14 protein-coding genes are annotated in these 16,919 nt (G+C 41.5%); 13 read left to right on the top strand and 1 reads right to left on the bottom strand.

What is annotated here, in order from left to right; translation table 11 throughout:
- The first annotated feature begins 344 nt into the window (after window positions 1-344).
- The 9 genes from BCU94_RS16780 to BCU94_RS16820 are packed head-to-tail and all read left to right on the top strand — an operon-like array spanning window position 345 to window position 9,168.
- A complete protein-coding gene (locus tag BCU94_RS16780) occupies window positions 345-1,046 on the top strand; it encodes a hypothetical protein (protein WP_102477034.1) in 702 nt (233 codons plus the stop codon).
- Window positions 1,046-1,948, top strand: coding sequence for an LPP20 family lipoprotein (locus tag BCU94_RS16785; protein WP_102477035.1), 903 nt, complete (start codon window positions 1,046-1,048; stop codon window positions 1,946-1,948). Before BCU94_RS16780 ends, BCU94_RS16785 begins: the two co-directional genes overlap by 1 nt.
- Window positions 1,949-1,956: 8 nt before the next feature.
- On the top strand, window positions 1,957-3,084 hold the full coding sequence (locus BCU94_RS16790) for a hypothetical protein (protein ID WP_102439145.1): 1,128 nt from the start codon (window positions 1,957-1,959) through the stop codon (window positions 3,082-3,084).
- A complete protein-coding gene (locus BCU94_RS16795) occupies window positions 3,081-4,445 on the top strand; it encodes a hypothetical protein (RefSeq protein ID WP_102477036.1) in 1,365 nt (454 codons plus the stop codon). The genes BCU94_RS16790 and BCU94_RS16795 overlap by 4 nt, the downstream gene beginning before the upstream one ends.
- Window positions 4,446-4,462: 17 nt before the next feature.
- Window positions 4,463-5,755 (top strand): hypothetical protein, encoded by a 1,293-nt coding sequence (locus BCU94_RS16800; RefSeq protein ID WP_102439143.1) that lies wholly within the window; start codon window positions 4,463-4,465, stop codon window positions 5,753-5,755.
- Window positions 5,755-6,480, top strand: a complete 726-nt coding sequence (locus BCU94_RS16805) for a hypothetical protein (protein WP_102439142.1) — start codon at window positions 5,755-5,757, stop codon at window positions 6,478-6,480. The genes BCU94_RS16800 and BCU94_RS16805 overlap by 1 nt, the downstream gene beginning before the upstream one ends.
- Before the next feature lie 54 nt (window positions 6,481-6,534).
- On the top strand, window positions 6,535-7,329 hold the full coding sequence (locus tag BCU94_RS16810) for an ETEC_3214 domain-containing protein (RefSeq protein ID WP_241901118.1): 795 nt from the start codon (window positions 6,535-6,537) through the stop codon (window positions 7,327-7,329).
- Window positions 7,330-7,339: 10 nt separating this feature from the next.
- Window positions 7,340-8,593: a transglycosylase SLT domain-containing protein gene (locus BCU94_RS16815; RefSeq protein ID WP_157937404.1), complete on the top strand. Its 1,254-nt coding sequence runs from the start codon at window positions 7,340-7,342 to the stop codon at window positions 8,591-8,593.
- A complete protein-coding gene (locus tag BCU94_RS16820; protein WP_241901119.1) occupies window positions 8,590-9,168 on the top strand; it encodes an LPP20 family lipoprotein in 579 nt (192 codons plus the stop codon). The genes BCU94_RS16815 and BCU94_RS16820 overlap by 4 nt, the downstream gene beginning before the upstream one ends.
- A gap of 652 nt (window positions 9,169-9,820) precedes the next feature.
- Here BCU94_RS16820 and BCU94_RS16830 read toward each other — a convergent pair.
- A complete protein-coding gene (locus tag BCU94_RS16830; protein WP_102477038.1) occupies window positions 9,821-10,717 on the bottom strand; it encodes a LysR substrate-binding domain-containing protein in 897 nt (298 codons plus the stop codon).
- Between the two features lie 165 nt (window positions 10,718-10,882).
- Between BCU94_RS16830 and BCU94_RS16835 the strand changes: the two genes are divergently transcribed.
- The 4 genes from BCU94_RS16835 (at window position 10,883) to BCU94_RS16850 (ending at window position 16,835) form a co-directional block, all read left to right on the top strand.
- The gene (locus BCU94_RS16835; RefSeq protein WP_347231950.1) at window positions 10,883-11,284 is read left to right on the top strand and encodes a CidA/LrgA family protein; all 402 of its coding nucleotides are present in this window, start codon (window positions 10,883-10,885) and stop codon (window positions 11,282-11,284) included.
- Window position 11,285: 1 nt separating this feature from the next.
- On the top strand, window positions 11,286-12,017 hold the full coding sequence (locus BCU94_RS16840) for an LrgB family protein (RefSeq protein ID WP_241901120.1): 732 nt from the start codon (window positions 11,286-11,288) through the stop codon (window positions 12,015-12,017).
- A gap of 161 nt (window positions 12,018-12,178) precedes the next feature.
- On the top strand, window positions 12,179-13,084 hold the full coding sequence (locus BCU94_RS16845; RefSeq protein WP_102477040.1) for a dienelactone hydrolase family protein: 906 nt from the start codon (window positions 12,179-12,181) through the stop codon (window positions 13,082-13,084).
- Between the two features lie 460 nt (window positions 13,085-13,544).
- Window positions 13,545-16,835 (top strand): EAL domain-containing protein, encoded by a 3,291-nt coding sequence (locus tag BCU94_RS16850; protein ID WP_102439131.1) that lies wholly within the window; start codon window positions 13,545-13,547, stop codon window positions 16,833-16,835.
- The last annotated feature ends 84 nt before the right edge of the window (window positions 16,836-16,919 follow it).

The raw sequence follows: 16,919 nt of genomic DNA on the forward strand, positions 1-16,919 counted from the left end.
AATAAATATTGAGTGAATTTTATCGTTCACGATAACCTAGTTGTTATTTTTTAATTTATATGCGGAATTTTATTCTGTAATTTGTTTTTGTAATAGTTTTATTTTGTGTTTTTTTTCTAATGTACATGCTATTTACTGGGTTGTTGTCGGTTTGTGCTGAGTGTCTAAATTTGTGATTGTGATGTAAAAATGCGTTACTTTCCTGTGGTTTATATTTTTTTATTGTTGTAGTATGAAACCACGATTCAGGGAAGAGTTAAGAAATTTATTATGGAAGATCCATTTTTTATAATATTTGCCTGCGCCTTCTTCCTTGATAATTCTATTATCAAAGGAACTATCACGTGAAAAAATCTCTCATCTGTGCATTAATCTGCGTACCATTATTTACTGGCTGTGCTTCAACATCTGATAACGCTGCAACGCTTGATCGAGATCAAGCTGTATCAGAGCTTACTGTCAAAATGGATAACTTAGGCTATAACCCAGTAACTATTCAACCTGGTGTTGATGAGTTTTTGAATATGGCGGCTGCGATATTAGAACGTCAGCGTAATGTTATTGGTGAATATAGAAAGCAAACTGAAAACTTCAGGGATGTACAAGCATTTTTATATGCTTATAAAGATGCCACTCCTGAAGAGCTTGAGCTTGCCATTGCAGAGTTTGATGCTGGCGCTAAAACTGAAGAAGAAAAAATTGCACCAAAAATTAATGCTTATAGCCAAGCTAATGAAAATGTTTACAACCAAAATGTTGAGTTAACAACGACTTTGACAGTAGAAATTGCTAAGTCTGTTTATATCTTATCTGAACATGGTACAGCAGTAGCGCAAGCAACGGCAATCAATGCAGCTGGTTCTCTATTTTCATCTATGATGTCTGATGAAGAAACAGAAGAGGATCCACAAGATCTTGGTACTGCATTATTAAAAGCCACGGATCAACTATCACTAGCACTAGAAGCTAATGAAATTATTGATTTAGAGAAAGAAACAATTGATGCAGTTAAACAGCTTCAACAAGAGCAGGAAGCTAAAAGCTAATGATTAAAAGCCTATTTGCCTTTTTTATGGCAATTGCTTTTAGCGCTTCTGTATATGCTTGGCCTGAGTGGGTAACGCATACTCCTAACAATGATGATTACATCATTGGCGTTGGGACTGGCAGCGATCGTATCGCTGCCAGAGATGCGGCTTTAAGCGAGATCGTAGCGCAATTAAGTGTTGATTACAGCGTTGAGCAAACTCAGGTTATAACGACTAAAAACAGCCATGCAGAAAGCCAATTTACGCAAACGAGTCAGATGAGTAGTTTGCCTTTTACACTTGAAGGTGTAGAGGAGTTAGAGGCTGCGCAAGTCGACACTGAAACAGCTTTACTGCTTGGAATAAAAAAATCGACACTCATCGCTAACTTAGAAAATGAGTTGGCTATTTTGTCCCGTCTGTCACCCCCTCCTGCAAAACCCAGCCAGAAGTTTATTTGGGCGCTTCGCTATGATGAAACCCTCGATGTTGCCAATAAGCGCTTAAGGGTACTGAGCTTACTCAATGCTAGTAATAGTGATTTTTATCAACAGCTTGATGGTTTTATGGCGCATAAGCGGCAGGCATTTGATTCTGTGTCCTGCCAAGTCATCGCCAGTCATGAATTAGCTACGGTTAAATCAGTATTAAGCAGCGCACTTCCTCAAGGTGGTAATACGCCTTTGTGGGTCAAAGCTAATCTGAAATGGAAATACGCTAATCGTGGTGCTAAGCGCTTAGCCCAAGCCAATTTGTTGCTGTCGATTACAGAAACCAAGTCACCTTTTAGAGTATTACATCAGCGCAATGTTGTTGCCGAAGGCGTCGGTGCTGATTCTGCGATAGCTAAGTCAATTGCGCTGCAACAGTTAGAAACACAACTACAAGACCCTATCAGTAATTGGATGTTCGATAATTAGGATTTGTTATGAAATTTGTAAAATATGCTTCTTTTTCTCTACTCGCTTTAGCTGTGCTGGCGGGTTGTCAAAGTACTCCTGCACAGCAGACTCGCACAGATAAAGTCAGTAATCGAGCATCTAATGCGGAAGTGGCAAAAAGTGCTTACGAATTTAAAGACAGTGACATTCGTGTTCCGTCTTATTTTGATACTCAGGGTTTAGACCGCTGTAGTTTCGATGTAAACAATGAAAATGATGGCTGCCCACTGAAAAAACCTATTGTCCGGATGTATTTTGACGTCGCTAGGGTTACTGGTGAAGGGGAAGGGGTTGAAGCATTAAGTGCCTTTGAAGATCAGCAACTGTTAATGATGCTAGAGAATCAGTTTGCTGGCATTAATCGTTTTAGAATTGTTACCCGAGACGATAAAACTGTCTCACAAGAACAACAAACAGTTCTTGATCAGCAAGGGGCTAAAGCATTAGCTGAAAAAGTCAGTAGCCAGCAAGTGCTTCACCCAGATTACATCGTTAAATTAGATTCACTACGAACGGTTAAAAATGAAGGCAGTATCACCAGTTGGATGGATTACACCTTAGAGCTAACCAGTTCGGTGCTTAATCCTTACACTCGTGAAAAATTATCTCACCCTAATTTAGGCAAAATTAGAGTTAAATCTGAAGATGTGCGCCAGCGGTCTGAACTCAAATACGTCACTGCCAGCAATCGTTATGTGAGTGGCTTCCGTTATTTTGATAGTGCTCATGTTAATGCCGTAGTCAATGATATGGCTTCTCGTGGCATTGATATTTTATTAACGCGTATGCTGACAGAAATGCCTGCAACTACTCAGGTAATGGGTATAAAAGGTAATCAACTAAGTCTAGACCGCGGTCAAAATGCAGGTGTATTACCCAATGAAACCATGATTGTATTTAGCTATGAAGCAGGGTTTGTTGAACCTATTGGTGTTGCTCATGTGACTCCTTCTGCCAATAGTTCTATTGGCGAGATCATTCGCTGGAAAGATAATGACCTTGCGGATTCAATCAAGAAAAAAGCTAAAGGTGGAATTTATCGCCCTAATCCTAACAGTAAGGTATTTGCTGTTTCTGTAGGGACGCCACAAGGCTTTTTGGAGAAACGCACATGAGAACAATAGGCTTAAGTTTATTAGCCTTATTGTCTACGCCACTGGCGGCAGAGGTGAAGGTTCTCCCTGATGGCATGATGGAAACAACTGCCTGCGCTTATGGTCGTGGTAACTTGGCTATTTCTAGTGCTAAAACCCAAGCTGCGGCAGAGCTGGCAGCATTTATTAAAGGTAATAAAAGTTTAGCTATTACCGACAATAATCAGTTTTTAGGAGCATCGTTAGATGATGACACTGTGCGCCTTTATGAGCAGCAACGTAGTGACATTATTGAGGGGTTAAGTATGGGGGCTATTCCATTAAACACCTCATCACCTAGCTTAAGTGGTAATGATACTTGTGTCAGCGTTAGCTTGTCTTTGCTGGATATTCCTGCTCCTAGCCATCAAAACTGGGAAGAAGGTACTCAAAATATCAGTGTTACCGTGTCGGGTGAAGGTTGGCCTAAAAATGGCAAAACCGCTCGTCATCATGCTGAAATGGATGCTTTACAACGAGCTGTTTCACAGGTGGTTGGCGTGTGGTTAACCCAGCAGCACAGTCAGTCATCATTGATGAACTTACAGGTGTTAAATGATACTGAAACCACCCAAATGCAAGAGCTTATTGGGCAACAGTTATCCAGCCATAGCGAAGGTTTAGTTAAAGAGTGGCAGATTTTAGATAGCCAAAATATCGATAATGATGGTTTGCAAGTGACATTGCATGCGGTAGTTGAAAAAAAACCGCTAGTGCAGCAAGCATCCAAGCTTTTATCAGTAATAGGCTCGCCGCGGGTGAAAGTGATTGCGCCAGAGCCTTTAAAAACCGAATTAACCTTATGGTTAGGTGAGCAAGGTGTGGAAGTAGCTAACGTGGCTAGTTTAGTGGTATTGGCCGCTGCTGAGTTAGCGAATACCACCAATACCAGTCGATTACACCTCAATGTGAGCGTTCAAGATTTGAGCGGTAATATCTATGGCCACTGGAAAAATAACCCTGCGCTATTAGCTTTGCCCAGTGGTCAGCGAGTTGAACAAGACTTAATGTCAGTTCATCTTGCCCATGAACAACAAGCCCAAGATTTACAACAAGCGTTGCAACAGGCGTTTACTCAAGTTGTTGCTCGAGGCGGACTAGTCCGCCAAATATGGTTACCCCAATCCCAAATCAAGCAACCGCAAAAACTTCAAGCATTGTTAAGTACCTTGGGCGGAGTGTCTGATGTGACCATATATGAAAAAGATAACAACATTGTTGCTAGCCTGAGATATAAAGGCGCGACAGGTGACCTCGCTGATGCCGTGCATCAAGTGTTAACTACCACTGGTAACAGATTATCCGCCATCAGTATTGAAAATGATTTTACTCTTAGATATTAAAAAGTAAGGAAACTATTTTGAAATTAAGAATATTAACTCTAGCGCTTTCGCTTTCTATGCCAGCAATGGCGAGCGATGACTTTGATTTAACCGATATGGTGCCGGCAAGACCTGGTGCTGAACAGGTTGATAGCGATGATGTGCTCGTGCAAGGTGATGCCATCGTCGCTGATGATGCCAGTTTGGCGGTTGCGGTTGCACATCAAGCGTTGATTGAAAATGATGAAGACGGTGTCAAAATGATCCAGGTTGGTAGTGGAACAGGGATTTTGTCTATTGGTAGCGTCAGTTACACCACCTATGACAACCTCAATGCCACATTACTATCTAAGCGAGGCGCCTATAACCAAGCTTACTTGATCGCAAAAAAGCAGCTAATCGAAAACATGACAGGGGTTGATCATCAATGTAGTAATCTCGTTCAGACCAGTATGGATGCGATTGATACTGGCGTTGATAGTGTTGCCAATACACAAACAAAAATGATGGAAGCCTGTAAGGAGTCGATCTCAGGTTCTCTTGCAGGCTTCGTGACATTTGATGTGTATGACGATGTTGCAGCAAGTAATGTGCGTGTGAGTTTAATTTCTACGCCTAAAACACGTGCTCAAGTGCGTCAAAAGCATGGTGCAGTAGCGGTCACCACAGATCCTAATAGCATTTTTAAACAAGTTGTTAGCGATATCAAAGGTGGGGTGTTACCTCCAGTCGGCGCTAAAATCCTCACCCATGCAGAAACCGGTGAAGTTGTTGTTATGGGGTATGGCTCTGCGATTATTCGACAAAATAAAAATAAGTCTGTAGCCAATAAGTTACGCTCTGCAGCCAAGTCACAATCGCAAACCCGAGCTCGCTCAGCATTATTGGCAACCATGCAAGGTGAGAAAGTGTATTGGGAAGGTAGCTTTGATGAAAAGCAAATGGAAGGTTCTTCACAATTTCAATATGACGACCCTTACATGCAAGATCCTCAGCAAGTAAAAGTGCTTGAAAATGATCGTGAAACCTTTGTTAACCAATTTAAACAATCTGATGATTACTCGACACTAGCAAAGGGAACACTGCCTGCGGGTGTCAGTGTAAAAAGCTTTAGTAGTGAAGATGGTTACTGGCAGTACAGTATTGCAGTGTATTCACCAAGCCTTGAAGCTACAGCGAAAAAAGCCAATAAAGAGATGCAAGTGGGTGGGCAAAGTTTAAATGCCAGCGATAACTCAGCTCGCAAAATTAAGGCTGTTGGCGGTGTAAATAATAACGCGGCAAACCCACAAGCAGCTTCAGGCAAGGTATCGAGCACCGAGGAGCTTTAATGCTATCTATTGTTTTAGCTGCCTCGATTTTCTCTGGCGACATTTCCGTAGATAGTAGTGGTGTCGTTAGAGAAACTAGCCCTTTTTTTATTAGTGAGGCAAATGGTAGTAGCGCTAAAGTGGTGGCTTTAAAAACACACTCAAAAGCTGCTTTACAAGCAGCTTGTCGGCGTGCGTTAACGTTACCGCTACGAGAGCAAGTGCGCGCTGATTTAATGGCGCGTACGTCGCAAGTACTGCCAAAACCATTGAGTTTTATAGATGCCAATATTACGGATTATCAACAAGAAAAAACACACGATGGTTTGAATTGTGAAGGTAAGGTTAGTTCTAGTGATGCTTCATATAATATAGCCGGGCTGGCACTCACTGGCGCTTGGTGGGCAGCAGAAGACGGTGATATTGAGTTATTACGTGCGATGCTAAAGGTGGCGTTACAGCATAGGCGAACACAAGCCGATGCGGTGGCATTAATTGCGAGCCAAACTGATTTAGCATCAGCTTTAGCCTATTTAGACGAACATTTACACCCTGAAAAATTAACCCTAAACCAAAGTAAAATAGCCGTCGGGAAAATATGGTTAGCCGCTGAAAAATTTGATGAAGTGGTGAACTTAATGGGGGCCTGTGATGAGCCAGTCTGTCTGCAATTGCTTGAAAATGCAGAGGACAAATTACAACAAATTGAAGCTAGTCAAGCCGATGATTTAAGTAGTTATTTTTAATCACTAAGAACAATAAAGCCATATTGTAAAACGTAAAGGATAAAAATTTAGCGAATGAATGCTCAAGATATTTTAAATAAAAACACCGTCAATACCGGTGGCCAGCCCAAGAAAAAAGGCTTTTTTGCTCGAGTCGCTTCAGGCTTTTTAGTGCTGATGGTGGTGCTAATGGGCTTGGGTAATTGGGCTGACACCAAGCAATTACTTACAGAGGGTTATCAAGCATTCATTACTCATTTTACTCACCAGATAGAGGATAAAAGAGTAGCAGCTTTGGATATTGGTAATTATCTTGAGTTTGTGCAGCAGAGTGTGGGTATTCCTCAGGTGATTAAAACCTCGAATTTAGATCCCAATATCGAATATCGTTATTATAAAGATCCTAAATATCTGCTGACGCTAATTAACAAAGAGCAGCGTATTGTGGGAATTGTGCTACATAGCTTACAACATGAAAATCCGTTACTTGCTGAGTTCACCCCAGCAGTACCTTTTACTGACCACTTACTTAAAGCCAATACCATTGCAGATATAACAGCTGATTCAAATTTATTTTTTTATGATTATCAAAATGTGAGTTACTACCTGCAATCTAAAGAATTAGGGGCACAGGGAATGTACTTAAATTTGTTGGCCGGTTTCACTGAATATGAACAAGTTCAAACAAATGCCACTTTAACCTTGAATGAGCTTGAACATGCAACGTTAGAAGACAATTCTGCAGAGGTAAGCCAATTAACACAAAAACTAGCGGCTTATACTGCTAATTTTTATGGCATTTCTGAGATTTCACCGCAATATATTGCAGATTCATTGCTGACAAAGTATGAATTCAATGCTTACTTTTAAGGACATAGTCATGCGTAAACTACTGCTACCAATGATACTTCTACCGTCTTTGGTACTCGCAACAGATGCCTCTTTTGATGAGTTTAAAAAAGGCTGGAAACAGCAGCAACAGGATTTTAGCCAACAAAGACAGCAAGAATATGACACATTTAGGCAGCAATACTTGGCAGAATATGATGCATTTCGTGGCCAACTGCTAGAGCAATGGGCTGCACCTGCGCAAAGCTCAATTGAGCAAGAAATTGTTTATAGTGACGATTTAAACAGCAGGATTATTGTTAACGAACAAGCCAATACGTTAACCATAGAGCAGCTTGTTGGGGATGATCCTTTAACGTCAGCAGCACTGGATAAAAGCAATACAGCGACGTTAGTAAAAATCGTCATCGACAATGACGATTCTTTTGAATTGTTACAGCAAACAACGCCAAAAATGATTCAGCAACCTCAAGTCGAAGCATCTGAAATTTTGCTAAAACAACAAATTATTGTGCAGCATGAGCAAGTCGTAAATAGCTTTGAGGCTGACGAAAGGCTTACTGAAACTGAGCTAAAGACTAAGAAGCAACAGCTTGATAAGCAACAGCAGTTACGAGTTAAAAACCTTGAAAAACAAGTAGAGCAAGTTAAAAAGAAGGATGTGAAGTATAAGAATATACAGTCGTATACGATTGCGTTACCTGACGACTATTTATATAAAAAGGCATCACCATATTTGGATTCGTTTAATACACAAGCCAGTGAGCAGCGACAAGAACTGGCTTTATTGTTAGCAATCTCCCATGCTGAGTCATCATTTAATCCAGAAGCAAAATCCCATATACCAGCCTTTGGCTTAATGCAGATTGTCCCGAGATCGGCAGGAATGGATGTGGCTAATAAGTTGCTTCAACAAGAAGCTGCTCCCACCGCAAACGAACTCTATCAGCCAGAAACAAATATTCTCTATGGAGCAGGCTATCTTTCGATATTATCTGAGCGCTACCTTAAGGGCATTATTGATCCTCAAAGTCGAAAATACTGCGTTATAGCGGCTTACAATACCGGTGCAGGTAATGTCGCTAAGGCATTTAATGGTGGTAGCAATCGCAATGTTAAACAAGCATTAGGGAAAATAAATACCATGTCTAGTGAGCAGGTTTATCACACTCTAATGCAAGATTTACCTTATTCTGAAACTAAGAATTACCTTAAAAAAGTTCGTAAATTAGAAGAGCAATACCAAGCAAAATTACCCACATGGAATGGAAACAGTAAATTATGATGAAGAAACATTTAATGATCGCTAGCACCCTTCTTTTAGTTGGTGCATGTAGTAGCACTCAAGAGCCTCAGTCGACACCGCTAGCTGAAAATGACAGTGTCCCGAGTTGGGTATTGATGCCGACACATGAAACAGGCTTAGCATCTTCAAGCTGTGTTCAGTGGAGCGGTAATATGGCTGCAAGTAGAGCACAAGCGATTGCCAACGCACGTGCAGATCTAGCTGCGCAAATAAACACTAAAGCAATGGTGATGGATAAGCTAGTTAACCAACAGCAACAAGAAGATGACACGACTACAAGTAGTTCAAGCTTTGCACAAGTAAGCAAACAGATTGCTGAACAAAGTCTTGTAGGCGCAATACCAAAAGAAGTCGCTTTTGCTCGTATTGATGATCAAAAACAATTGTGTGCATTAGTCATTATGGAAAATACTAAGCCTTTATTTGACAAGTTAATTAAAGAGTCTGGTAAAAAGCTAGATCCTAACGATGAAGCCGTACTTTATTCTGAATTTAAAACTCAAAAAGCGATGAAAGAGCTAGAAGCTGAACTTTCATCTGCAAAAAAGCTTTAATAAGTTTGCTATAAAGTCACTACTTATGATTCATCAGAAATGAGTTTCACCTTACTCGGTGAAACTCTGAGTATCAGTAACGGTACAGATATTGGCTATAGCTTTTAACTGGATCCTATTAAGTAATAGAAGGTCTTAGAATGTGATATAACATCTAAGACCGTATTCTATTGTAAATTGGCATCGTTATCTTGCCCTGATTCTTGCTAGTAAACTTGTTAGATTGGAAAGGCGAGAAATTCATAGCACATGAAGCTGCGGAAGATAATAAAAGGATGATGTCAACTCAACAGCTAATGAAGTTCTTTGAAACTTCAATCATGGGTATGGCCGTAAGGATAGCTGATGGAAATCAGAGCGTACTAGATTTCACGAGAATGCTAAAGTGTACATGTAAAGAAGCGAAAACTTTGTCATGGCTCTTATGTCATTGCGTGTTCGTTCACTGGCGCATCTTGGGTCAGTCGTGACTACTTTTAACAAGGTCTGCCAGAAAAAGCAAAAAGCCGCCGCTTGGCCCGGGTTTTCGTCCACTGCGGCATTACTCAATCACTTATGCCCTAAATTGTCTTTAGAATCGATCCATTTCTATTATCACTTTCAGGTTGTTTGATAGCGAGATATCTCATCTGAAATGATTCAACTTTAGCATTTAAAGCGCTAGCTGGTTAAGGTGCTCTTTAACCTGCTCAATCATGGCAATTGCGGCAAAAGATAATGGCTTGCCTTTACTCCAAAATAAATTCATCTTCCAGCTTAAATTGGTATCAATAAGTTCACGCTGCACCACGCCTTCCAGTTGATAACGCTCGGCAATAAACTTAGGTAATAACATTATCCCAGTGCCTGCAGCAACCAGCGCTATGCCAAACTCAGGTTGATTCACTAAGGTTGGGCTTTCTATGCTGATACCAGCCTGTTGATAAGCATTAATGACCATCTCATGCAGTGAAAACTCTGCTTCAAATAAGATATGCTCGCAGTTACCCAGTGCCTTGATGGATATTTGCGGCTGCTTTGCCAGCGGGTGCTGACTTGGCAGCACCACGACCATAGGCTCGGTATGAATTGCTATTCCTTCAAACTCTTGATTAAGCTCGATAATACCTGTTGCTAGCTCTATTTCGCCATTTTTTAATGCTAAGGTTTGTTGCACTCCACCGCGAACTAACAGCTGATTATTAATGTGTGGATAACGTTGCTGGTATTTGGCAATAATTGGCGCAAATAGCTCGGCGCTGCCCAGTGGCGCTAAGCCTAATTTTAACTGCCCTTTATGGAGCCCTTTCAGTAAGGCTATTTCATCAAACAGCGCTTGTTTGGTGCTGAGTAACTGCTGCGCATAGTCATACACCAGCTGGCCGTAGCTGGTAAGGGTTACGGCTGTGCCGCGTTTACCACGGGTGAGTAGCGTAAGCTCAAGTTCAGCTTCCAATTGGGTGATGGATTTTGACAGCGCAGGTTGGCTAATATGGATTTTTTCTGCAGCGCGATTAAAGCCACCACAGTTTACGATGTCGACAAAATATTGCAGCGTTTTAAGATCCATAATTACATAGCTTTTAGTTATTTAATTGGTAAATAATATTCATTATTTTTATTTTTATTGCAAGGGTAAAATAGCCACCTCGAAACGAATTTAATCTGATGTGTTATGACTTCCTCCCTGATGTTTGTAAAACGAACTTCCTATTTGCTGTTACAAGTGGCTTTTTTGTGTGGGTTAGCTTTTAGCGCTCAATACTTGGTTGAGCTGCTAGCGTTACCCATACCAAGTAGTGTGATTGGCCTGATTTGCTTGTACATTCTATTGGCATTTAAGTGGTTACCTGAGCGGTTTGTGGCCGTTGGTGCAATGTGGTTAATTGGTGAATTATTGCTGTTTTTTATTCCTCCGGTTATCGCCTCAATCCATTATGCTCCTATGTTTGAAGAGTTTGGGGGTAGTTTGATGTTCACCTTAGTGCTGGGCAGTATTTCAGTGTTAGTGATCACCGGCTTTGTTATTGATAGGGTATTTAGATTCGAGCGCCGTAGAAACCGAGCAAGGCGCAACAGAGCGACAAAAATGTTAGCAGATGCAGCGCTGGCAACGTCAGATACGGTGGGAGTTTAATATGCAGTTTCTTAGCTCATTGACCTTAATGACGTCGCCATGGATGACATCACAAACCTTAGCGCTGATATGTCTTTTAGCGACTTTAGTGGCTTATTTTAGTAGTAAGTTTTTGCACCGACATTACCATTACTGGTGGTTATCACCGATTATTTCAACTCCGGCAAGTTTAATGGTATTGGTAGTGATTTTTTCAGTGCCGTTACCTACTTATTTTGTTTATAACCATTATCTTAGCGCTTTGCTTGCGCCAGCAACTATTGCCTTTGCGCTGCCCATATACCGTGAGCGTAAGTTAATTGGCCGTTATCCATTAACAATTAGCATTGGGGTGATTACTGGTTTGCTGGTGGGATTATTATCTTCATGGCTGATTGAGCAGTTTGTTTATTTACCGCCTGAGCTATCACACAGTTTACTGGTGCGTTCAGTATCAACCCCATTTGCTATTGAGGCAACTACCGCATTTGGCGGTGCACCTGATTTAACTGCAACCTTAGTATTAATTACTGGGGTGCTAGGCATGTTACTTTGCGGCCCTGTATTTAAATTAGCCAAAATTAAAAGCCCATTGGCAAAAGGTGCAGCTTTAGGCGGCGCTGCCCATGGTGTGGGCGCGGCCAAGGCGGCTGAAATTGGCCAAGAGGAAGGGGTTGTGGCCAGCCTAACCATGATTTTTACCGGTATTGCTATGGTGATTGGCGCGCCGTTATTTGCTTATGTTTTAGTGTAAATAAATCAACTGCTTTATGTTTGCTTTTTAAGCAAGCTTACCGCATATTAATTAGTCAAAATGGTTTTGATTGTTATTCTCATTTGTTTAGGTAAATGCTGCGATGAGTTAATAGTAATCAAGTCAATACACCAGCGCCGCTAATTTGATATGGGTAAAATATGAAAAATAATAATATTCCACAAGAAGCTTTTGATTGGTACGATGAATATGCACATGGCGGTATGGACCGTCGTACTTTTATGAAAAAATTAACCGGTTTAGTGGCGCTGGGCTATTCCATGACAGTATTAACCAGTGCGCTATTACCTAATTATGCCTTAGCCGAGCAAGTGTCATTTAACGATAGTGACATTAAAGCCAGTTATCAGAACTTTGCGTCCCCCCAAGGCCATGGCGAAGGTCGAGGCTATTTAGTGTTACCCACCCAAGCTGTAGAAAACCCTGATAGTAAATTCCCTGTGGTATTGGTTATTCATGAAAATAGAGGTTTAAACCCTTACGTCAAAGATGTGGCCCGCAGGCTGGCTAAAGCAGGCTTTATTGCGTTTGCGCCTGATGCCTTGTTTCCGCTAGGTGGCTATCCTGGCAATGACGATGAAGGCAGATCCATGCAGCGCACCCTTGAGCGTGAAAAAATTCAATATGATTTTGTTGCCGCTGCTAAGTTTTTAAAATCACATCAGCAATCTAACGGTAAACTGGGGGCAGTAGGTTTTTGTTTTGGTGGCTATATGGTGAATTATTTAGCCGCGATAGAAAGCGATCTGATTGATGCCGGAGTTCCATTTTATGGTACGCCAGCGGCCAAAGCCTTACGGCCAAATATTAAGGCGCCACTGATGATCCAATTGGGTGAGCTTGATAAACGGGTTAATGCGTCATGGCCAGAATATGAAGCGGATTTAAAAGCGGCCAATGTCGATTACGTTATGCACATGTATCCCAATGCTAATCATGGTTTTCATAATGACTCTACCGGCCGTTATGATGAGAAAAATGCTGAACTTGCTTGGTCAAGAACCGTGGCATTTTTTGAAGCAAGACTAGCCAGAGTTGAGCGCTAAGCTGTGTGTGGGCATGTGTTAACTTGCCCACCTGCTCAGTGCTATTTTTCCAGAGTTCAGAGTCAGGTGAACTCTTTGCTGGGTTATCTTATCGGTTTGCATATTTTATTGGCAGTATATCCAAGCTATTCACACTCAGCTTGAATACATACTTGCCACAAATTGGCGTTATTTGACACTTTTTTAGATTAAACTAGCCTGGCTGATGGCGAAGGTGTTGTTATCTTCTATACTTTTATTATTCAGTGTTTTGGCTGCAAAGATAAAAAGTAGTTTTAGCGGTTTAAGTCGATTTTAATATCAGGGAAGAAGAGCAATTTTTAGATTCTAATAGCTTTAGTTATATTCCCCTCCCTGCGATGGCAATTCCGTTTATTTCTTAATCTCAGTACCAATAAATTCATGGTTTAAGTACAGCATTTAGCACCCTTTATCGACTGTTAACGCTAAGGTTTACTGCATGTGGTTTGGTTTATTATCGCTCAGAAATTGTATCTATGCTTCGATGATGCGTCGTGCAGCAGTTGTGTGTGTGCTATTTGTCTTAGTGACTTTGTTAATCGTAAGCGTATCTAGCTCGTTCGCTGCTGCTTTATCTGCCCCCTTATCAGAGCCTAAATCTGAGCCTTTAGTTGAACGCTCTGTAAAAACCTCAGCACAGCTCAAAATAACCCAAATATCAGAATCGTTATCACTAGCGTCAACAAAAGCAGTGGATATCGTATATTTGCAGTTACGTTGGCATCATCAATTTCAATTCGCCGGCTATTATGCTGCGTTAGAAAAGGGTTTTTATCAAGAAGAAGGTCTTGAGGTTCGTTTGCTTGAAGGCGATCCGCAACGCTTACCGGTAGCCGAAGTGTTATCGGGTAATGCTTTATATGCAGTAGGTAACAGTGAGGTGCTATACCATCGCCTTTTAGGTGAACCACTTATTGCTTTGGCTGCTATCTTTCAGCATTCACCATCTATCTTGTTGACGTTAAAAGAGTCAGGAATACGCTCTGCCCATGACCTTATTGGCAGAAGAGTGATGCTGGCGAATAAGGGTAAAGATGCAGGCTTTTTGACCATGTTAGTTAATGAAGGCATTTCCTTGTCACAGCTTGAGATCGTCCCCAGTAGCTTTCAGCTTGATGATTTAATCACGGGCAAGGTGGATGCTTTTAACTCTTATATTACCAATGAACCCTATGTACTTGCTCAAGCTAATGTCCCCTATGACATTATTGATCCAGTAAGCTACCGAGTTGATTTTTACAGTGATATTTTTTTCACTACTGAAGCTGAGTTAAATAATTATCCAAAACGTGTTGCGGCAATGAGGCGAGCGACCCTCAAAGGTTGGCGCTATGCCATGGACAACCCTGAAGAAATAGTCGATATATTAATGGCTAAGTATCAGGTTAATAAAACCCGTGAGCATTTGCTCTATGAAGCTAATGCAATGCAAAACTTGATTCTGCCTAATTTGATCCAAATTGGGCATATGAACTCTGATCGCTGGCAACATATGGCAAATACCTTTGCTAAGGCCAGTGTGGTCAATGATATTCGTCACCTTGATGGCTTTATTTATAATGATAGCCCTACATCAACTCCTAACTGGCTCTACCCGGTATTATCCATAGCGCTTTTTTTGGTGGTTTTAGCCAGTAGTATCACTCTCTATATGCACTTGTTTAATCGACGTTTGGCAGAGGCTAAAACGACTTTACAGCAAAGTGAGGAGCGCTTTAGGGCTCTTAGCGAAGCAACCTATGGCGGTATTGTTATCCATGATCAGGGCCGTATCCTTGAGTGTAATAATGGTTTATCCACTATTACTGGTTTCAGTTACTCAGAGCTCATTGGTATGGATGGTTTGAAATTAATCGCGAAAGAGTATCTTGAAACGGTAAAAATAAGAATGCATCAAGATGATAGAAATAGTTTTGAAGCTGAAGGCCTTCGCAAGGACGGAACACGATATCCGCTAAGCATTAAGGGAAAAAATATTACTTATAAAGGCTGTAATGCACGAGTTATTGAAGTTATTGATATTAGTAATAATAAAAAAATTGAAGATCAACTCAAACTCGCAGCCAGTGTTTTTACTCATGCCCGTGAGGGCATCATGATCACCGACATTAATGGGGTTATTATTGATGTTAACGCCACTTTTAGCGCGATTACCGGTTATGAGCGAGAAGAAGTCATTGGCAGAAACCCACGTTTTTTAAACTCAGGTAGGCACAACAGCGAGTTCTTCAACAGGATGTGGGCATCGTTATTACAACATAAGCAGTGGTCAGGCGAGCTGTGGAATAAGCGTAAAAATGGCGACATATTTGCCGAGCTAATCACCATTAGTGCGGTTACAGATTCCGAGGGGCAAACCCAAAACTATGTCGCACTGTTTTCAGATATCACCTCAATGAAGCGCCATCAACAACAACTAGAACACATTGCCCATTATGATCCGCTAACAGGGTTAGCCAATCGGGTAATGCTGGCGGAACGACTGGATCATGCAATGAGTCAGAGCATCAGACGCGGAAAATTTTTAGCCGTGGCTTACCTTGATTTAGATGGATTCAAAGCCGTTAATGACACCTATGGCCATAATGTCGGTGACGAGTTGCTAATTACTTTGTCGCAGTTAATGAGCGAAACTCTGCGAGATGGAGACATTCTGGCCCGTATTGGTGGTGATGAATTTATTGCTTTACTGGTGGATTTAGAAAGCATGCACGATTGTGAGTTGGTTCTAGAGCGGATGCTAGAGGTAGCAAGTTGTCCGATTAAAGCTGCTGGAGCCATTTTGCAGGTGTCTGCCAGTATTGGCGTTACCTTGTACCCTCAAGATGGTGTGAGTGCAGATCAACTGATACGCCATGCCGACCAGGCCATGTATATAGCTAAACAAAGTGGCAAAAACCGCTATCACCTGTTTGATGTCAATAAAGACAAATCCTTACAAAGCACCCTTGAGGTGATTGATGATATTCAGCGGGGGATTGAGCAAGATGAGTTTGTTTTATATTACCAGCCGAAAGTGAATATGAAATTAGGCACTGTGATCGGTTGTGAGGCGTTGATCCGTTGGCAGCACCCAGAGAAAGGCTTGCTATTACCTGGGGAGTTTCTTCCTTTTATTGATAATCATTCCATCAGTGTCACTTTGGGAGATTGGGTTATTGATACCGCGCTTTCACAGATGTATTCATGGACCCTTGCTGGCTTTGATATTGCTGTCAGCGTTAATATTGACGCCTTACAATTACAACAAAAAGATTTTACTGCCAAACTCTCAGCAGCATTAGCGCAGCGACCGTTGATTAAACCGAGTTCATTGGAGCTTGAGATACTAGAAACCAGCGCGCTGGGGGATATGGGGCAAGTGCTGGCGACAATGGAGCAATGCATTAATATTGGCGTCAGCTTTGCGCTTGATGACTTTGGCACAGGGTTTTCATCACTCACTTACCTTAAACGTTTACCTGCCAACCTACTGAAGATTGATCGGAGTTTTGTCAAAGGCATGCTGATTGATATTGATGACCGCGCCATTGTGATGGGGGTGATTAGTTTATCGCGGGCTTTTCATCGCCAAGTTATTGCTGAAGGTGTTGAAACCATCGAACATGGAACCCAGCTATTGTCTATGGGCTGCATGCTAGCGCAAGGTTATGGTATTGCACGGCCAATGCCTGCTGAGCAATTACCAATGTGGGCAGAGAGTTGGAAGCCTGATAGCGCTTGGCAGTAATCAAGAAAATACAGAATAGGAATGAGAAGGTTAAGTAAGCGAACGGTAAAGGTCAGTGGGGCACTCGAACCCCACTGTTATTTG

Origin of the sequence: Shewanella sp. 10N.286.52.C2 (assembly GCF_002874545.1) — a bacterium.
Taxonomy (GTDB): domain Bacteria; phylum Pseudomonadota; class Gammaproteobacteria; order Enterobacterales; family Shewanellaceae; genus Shewanella.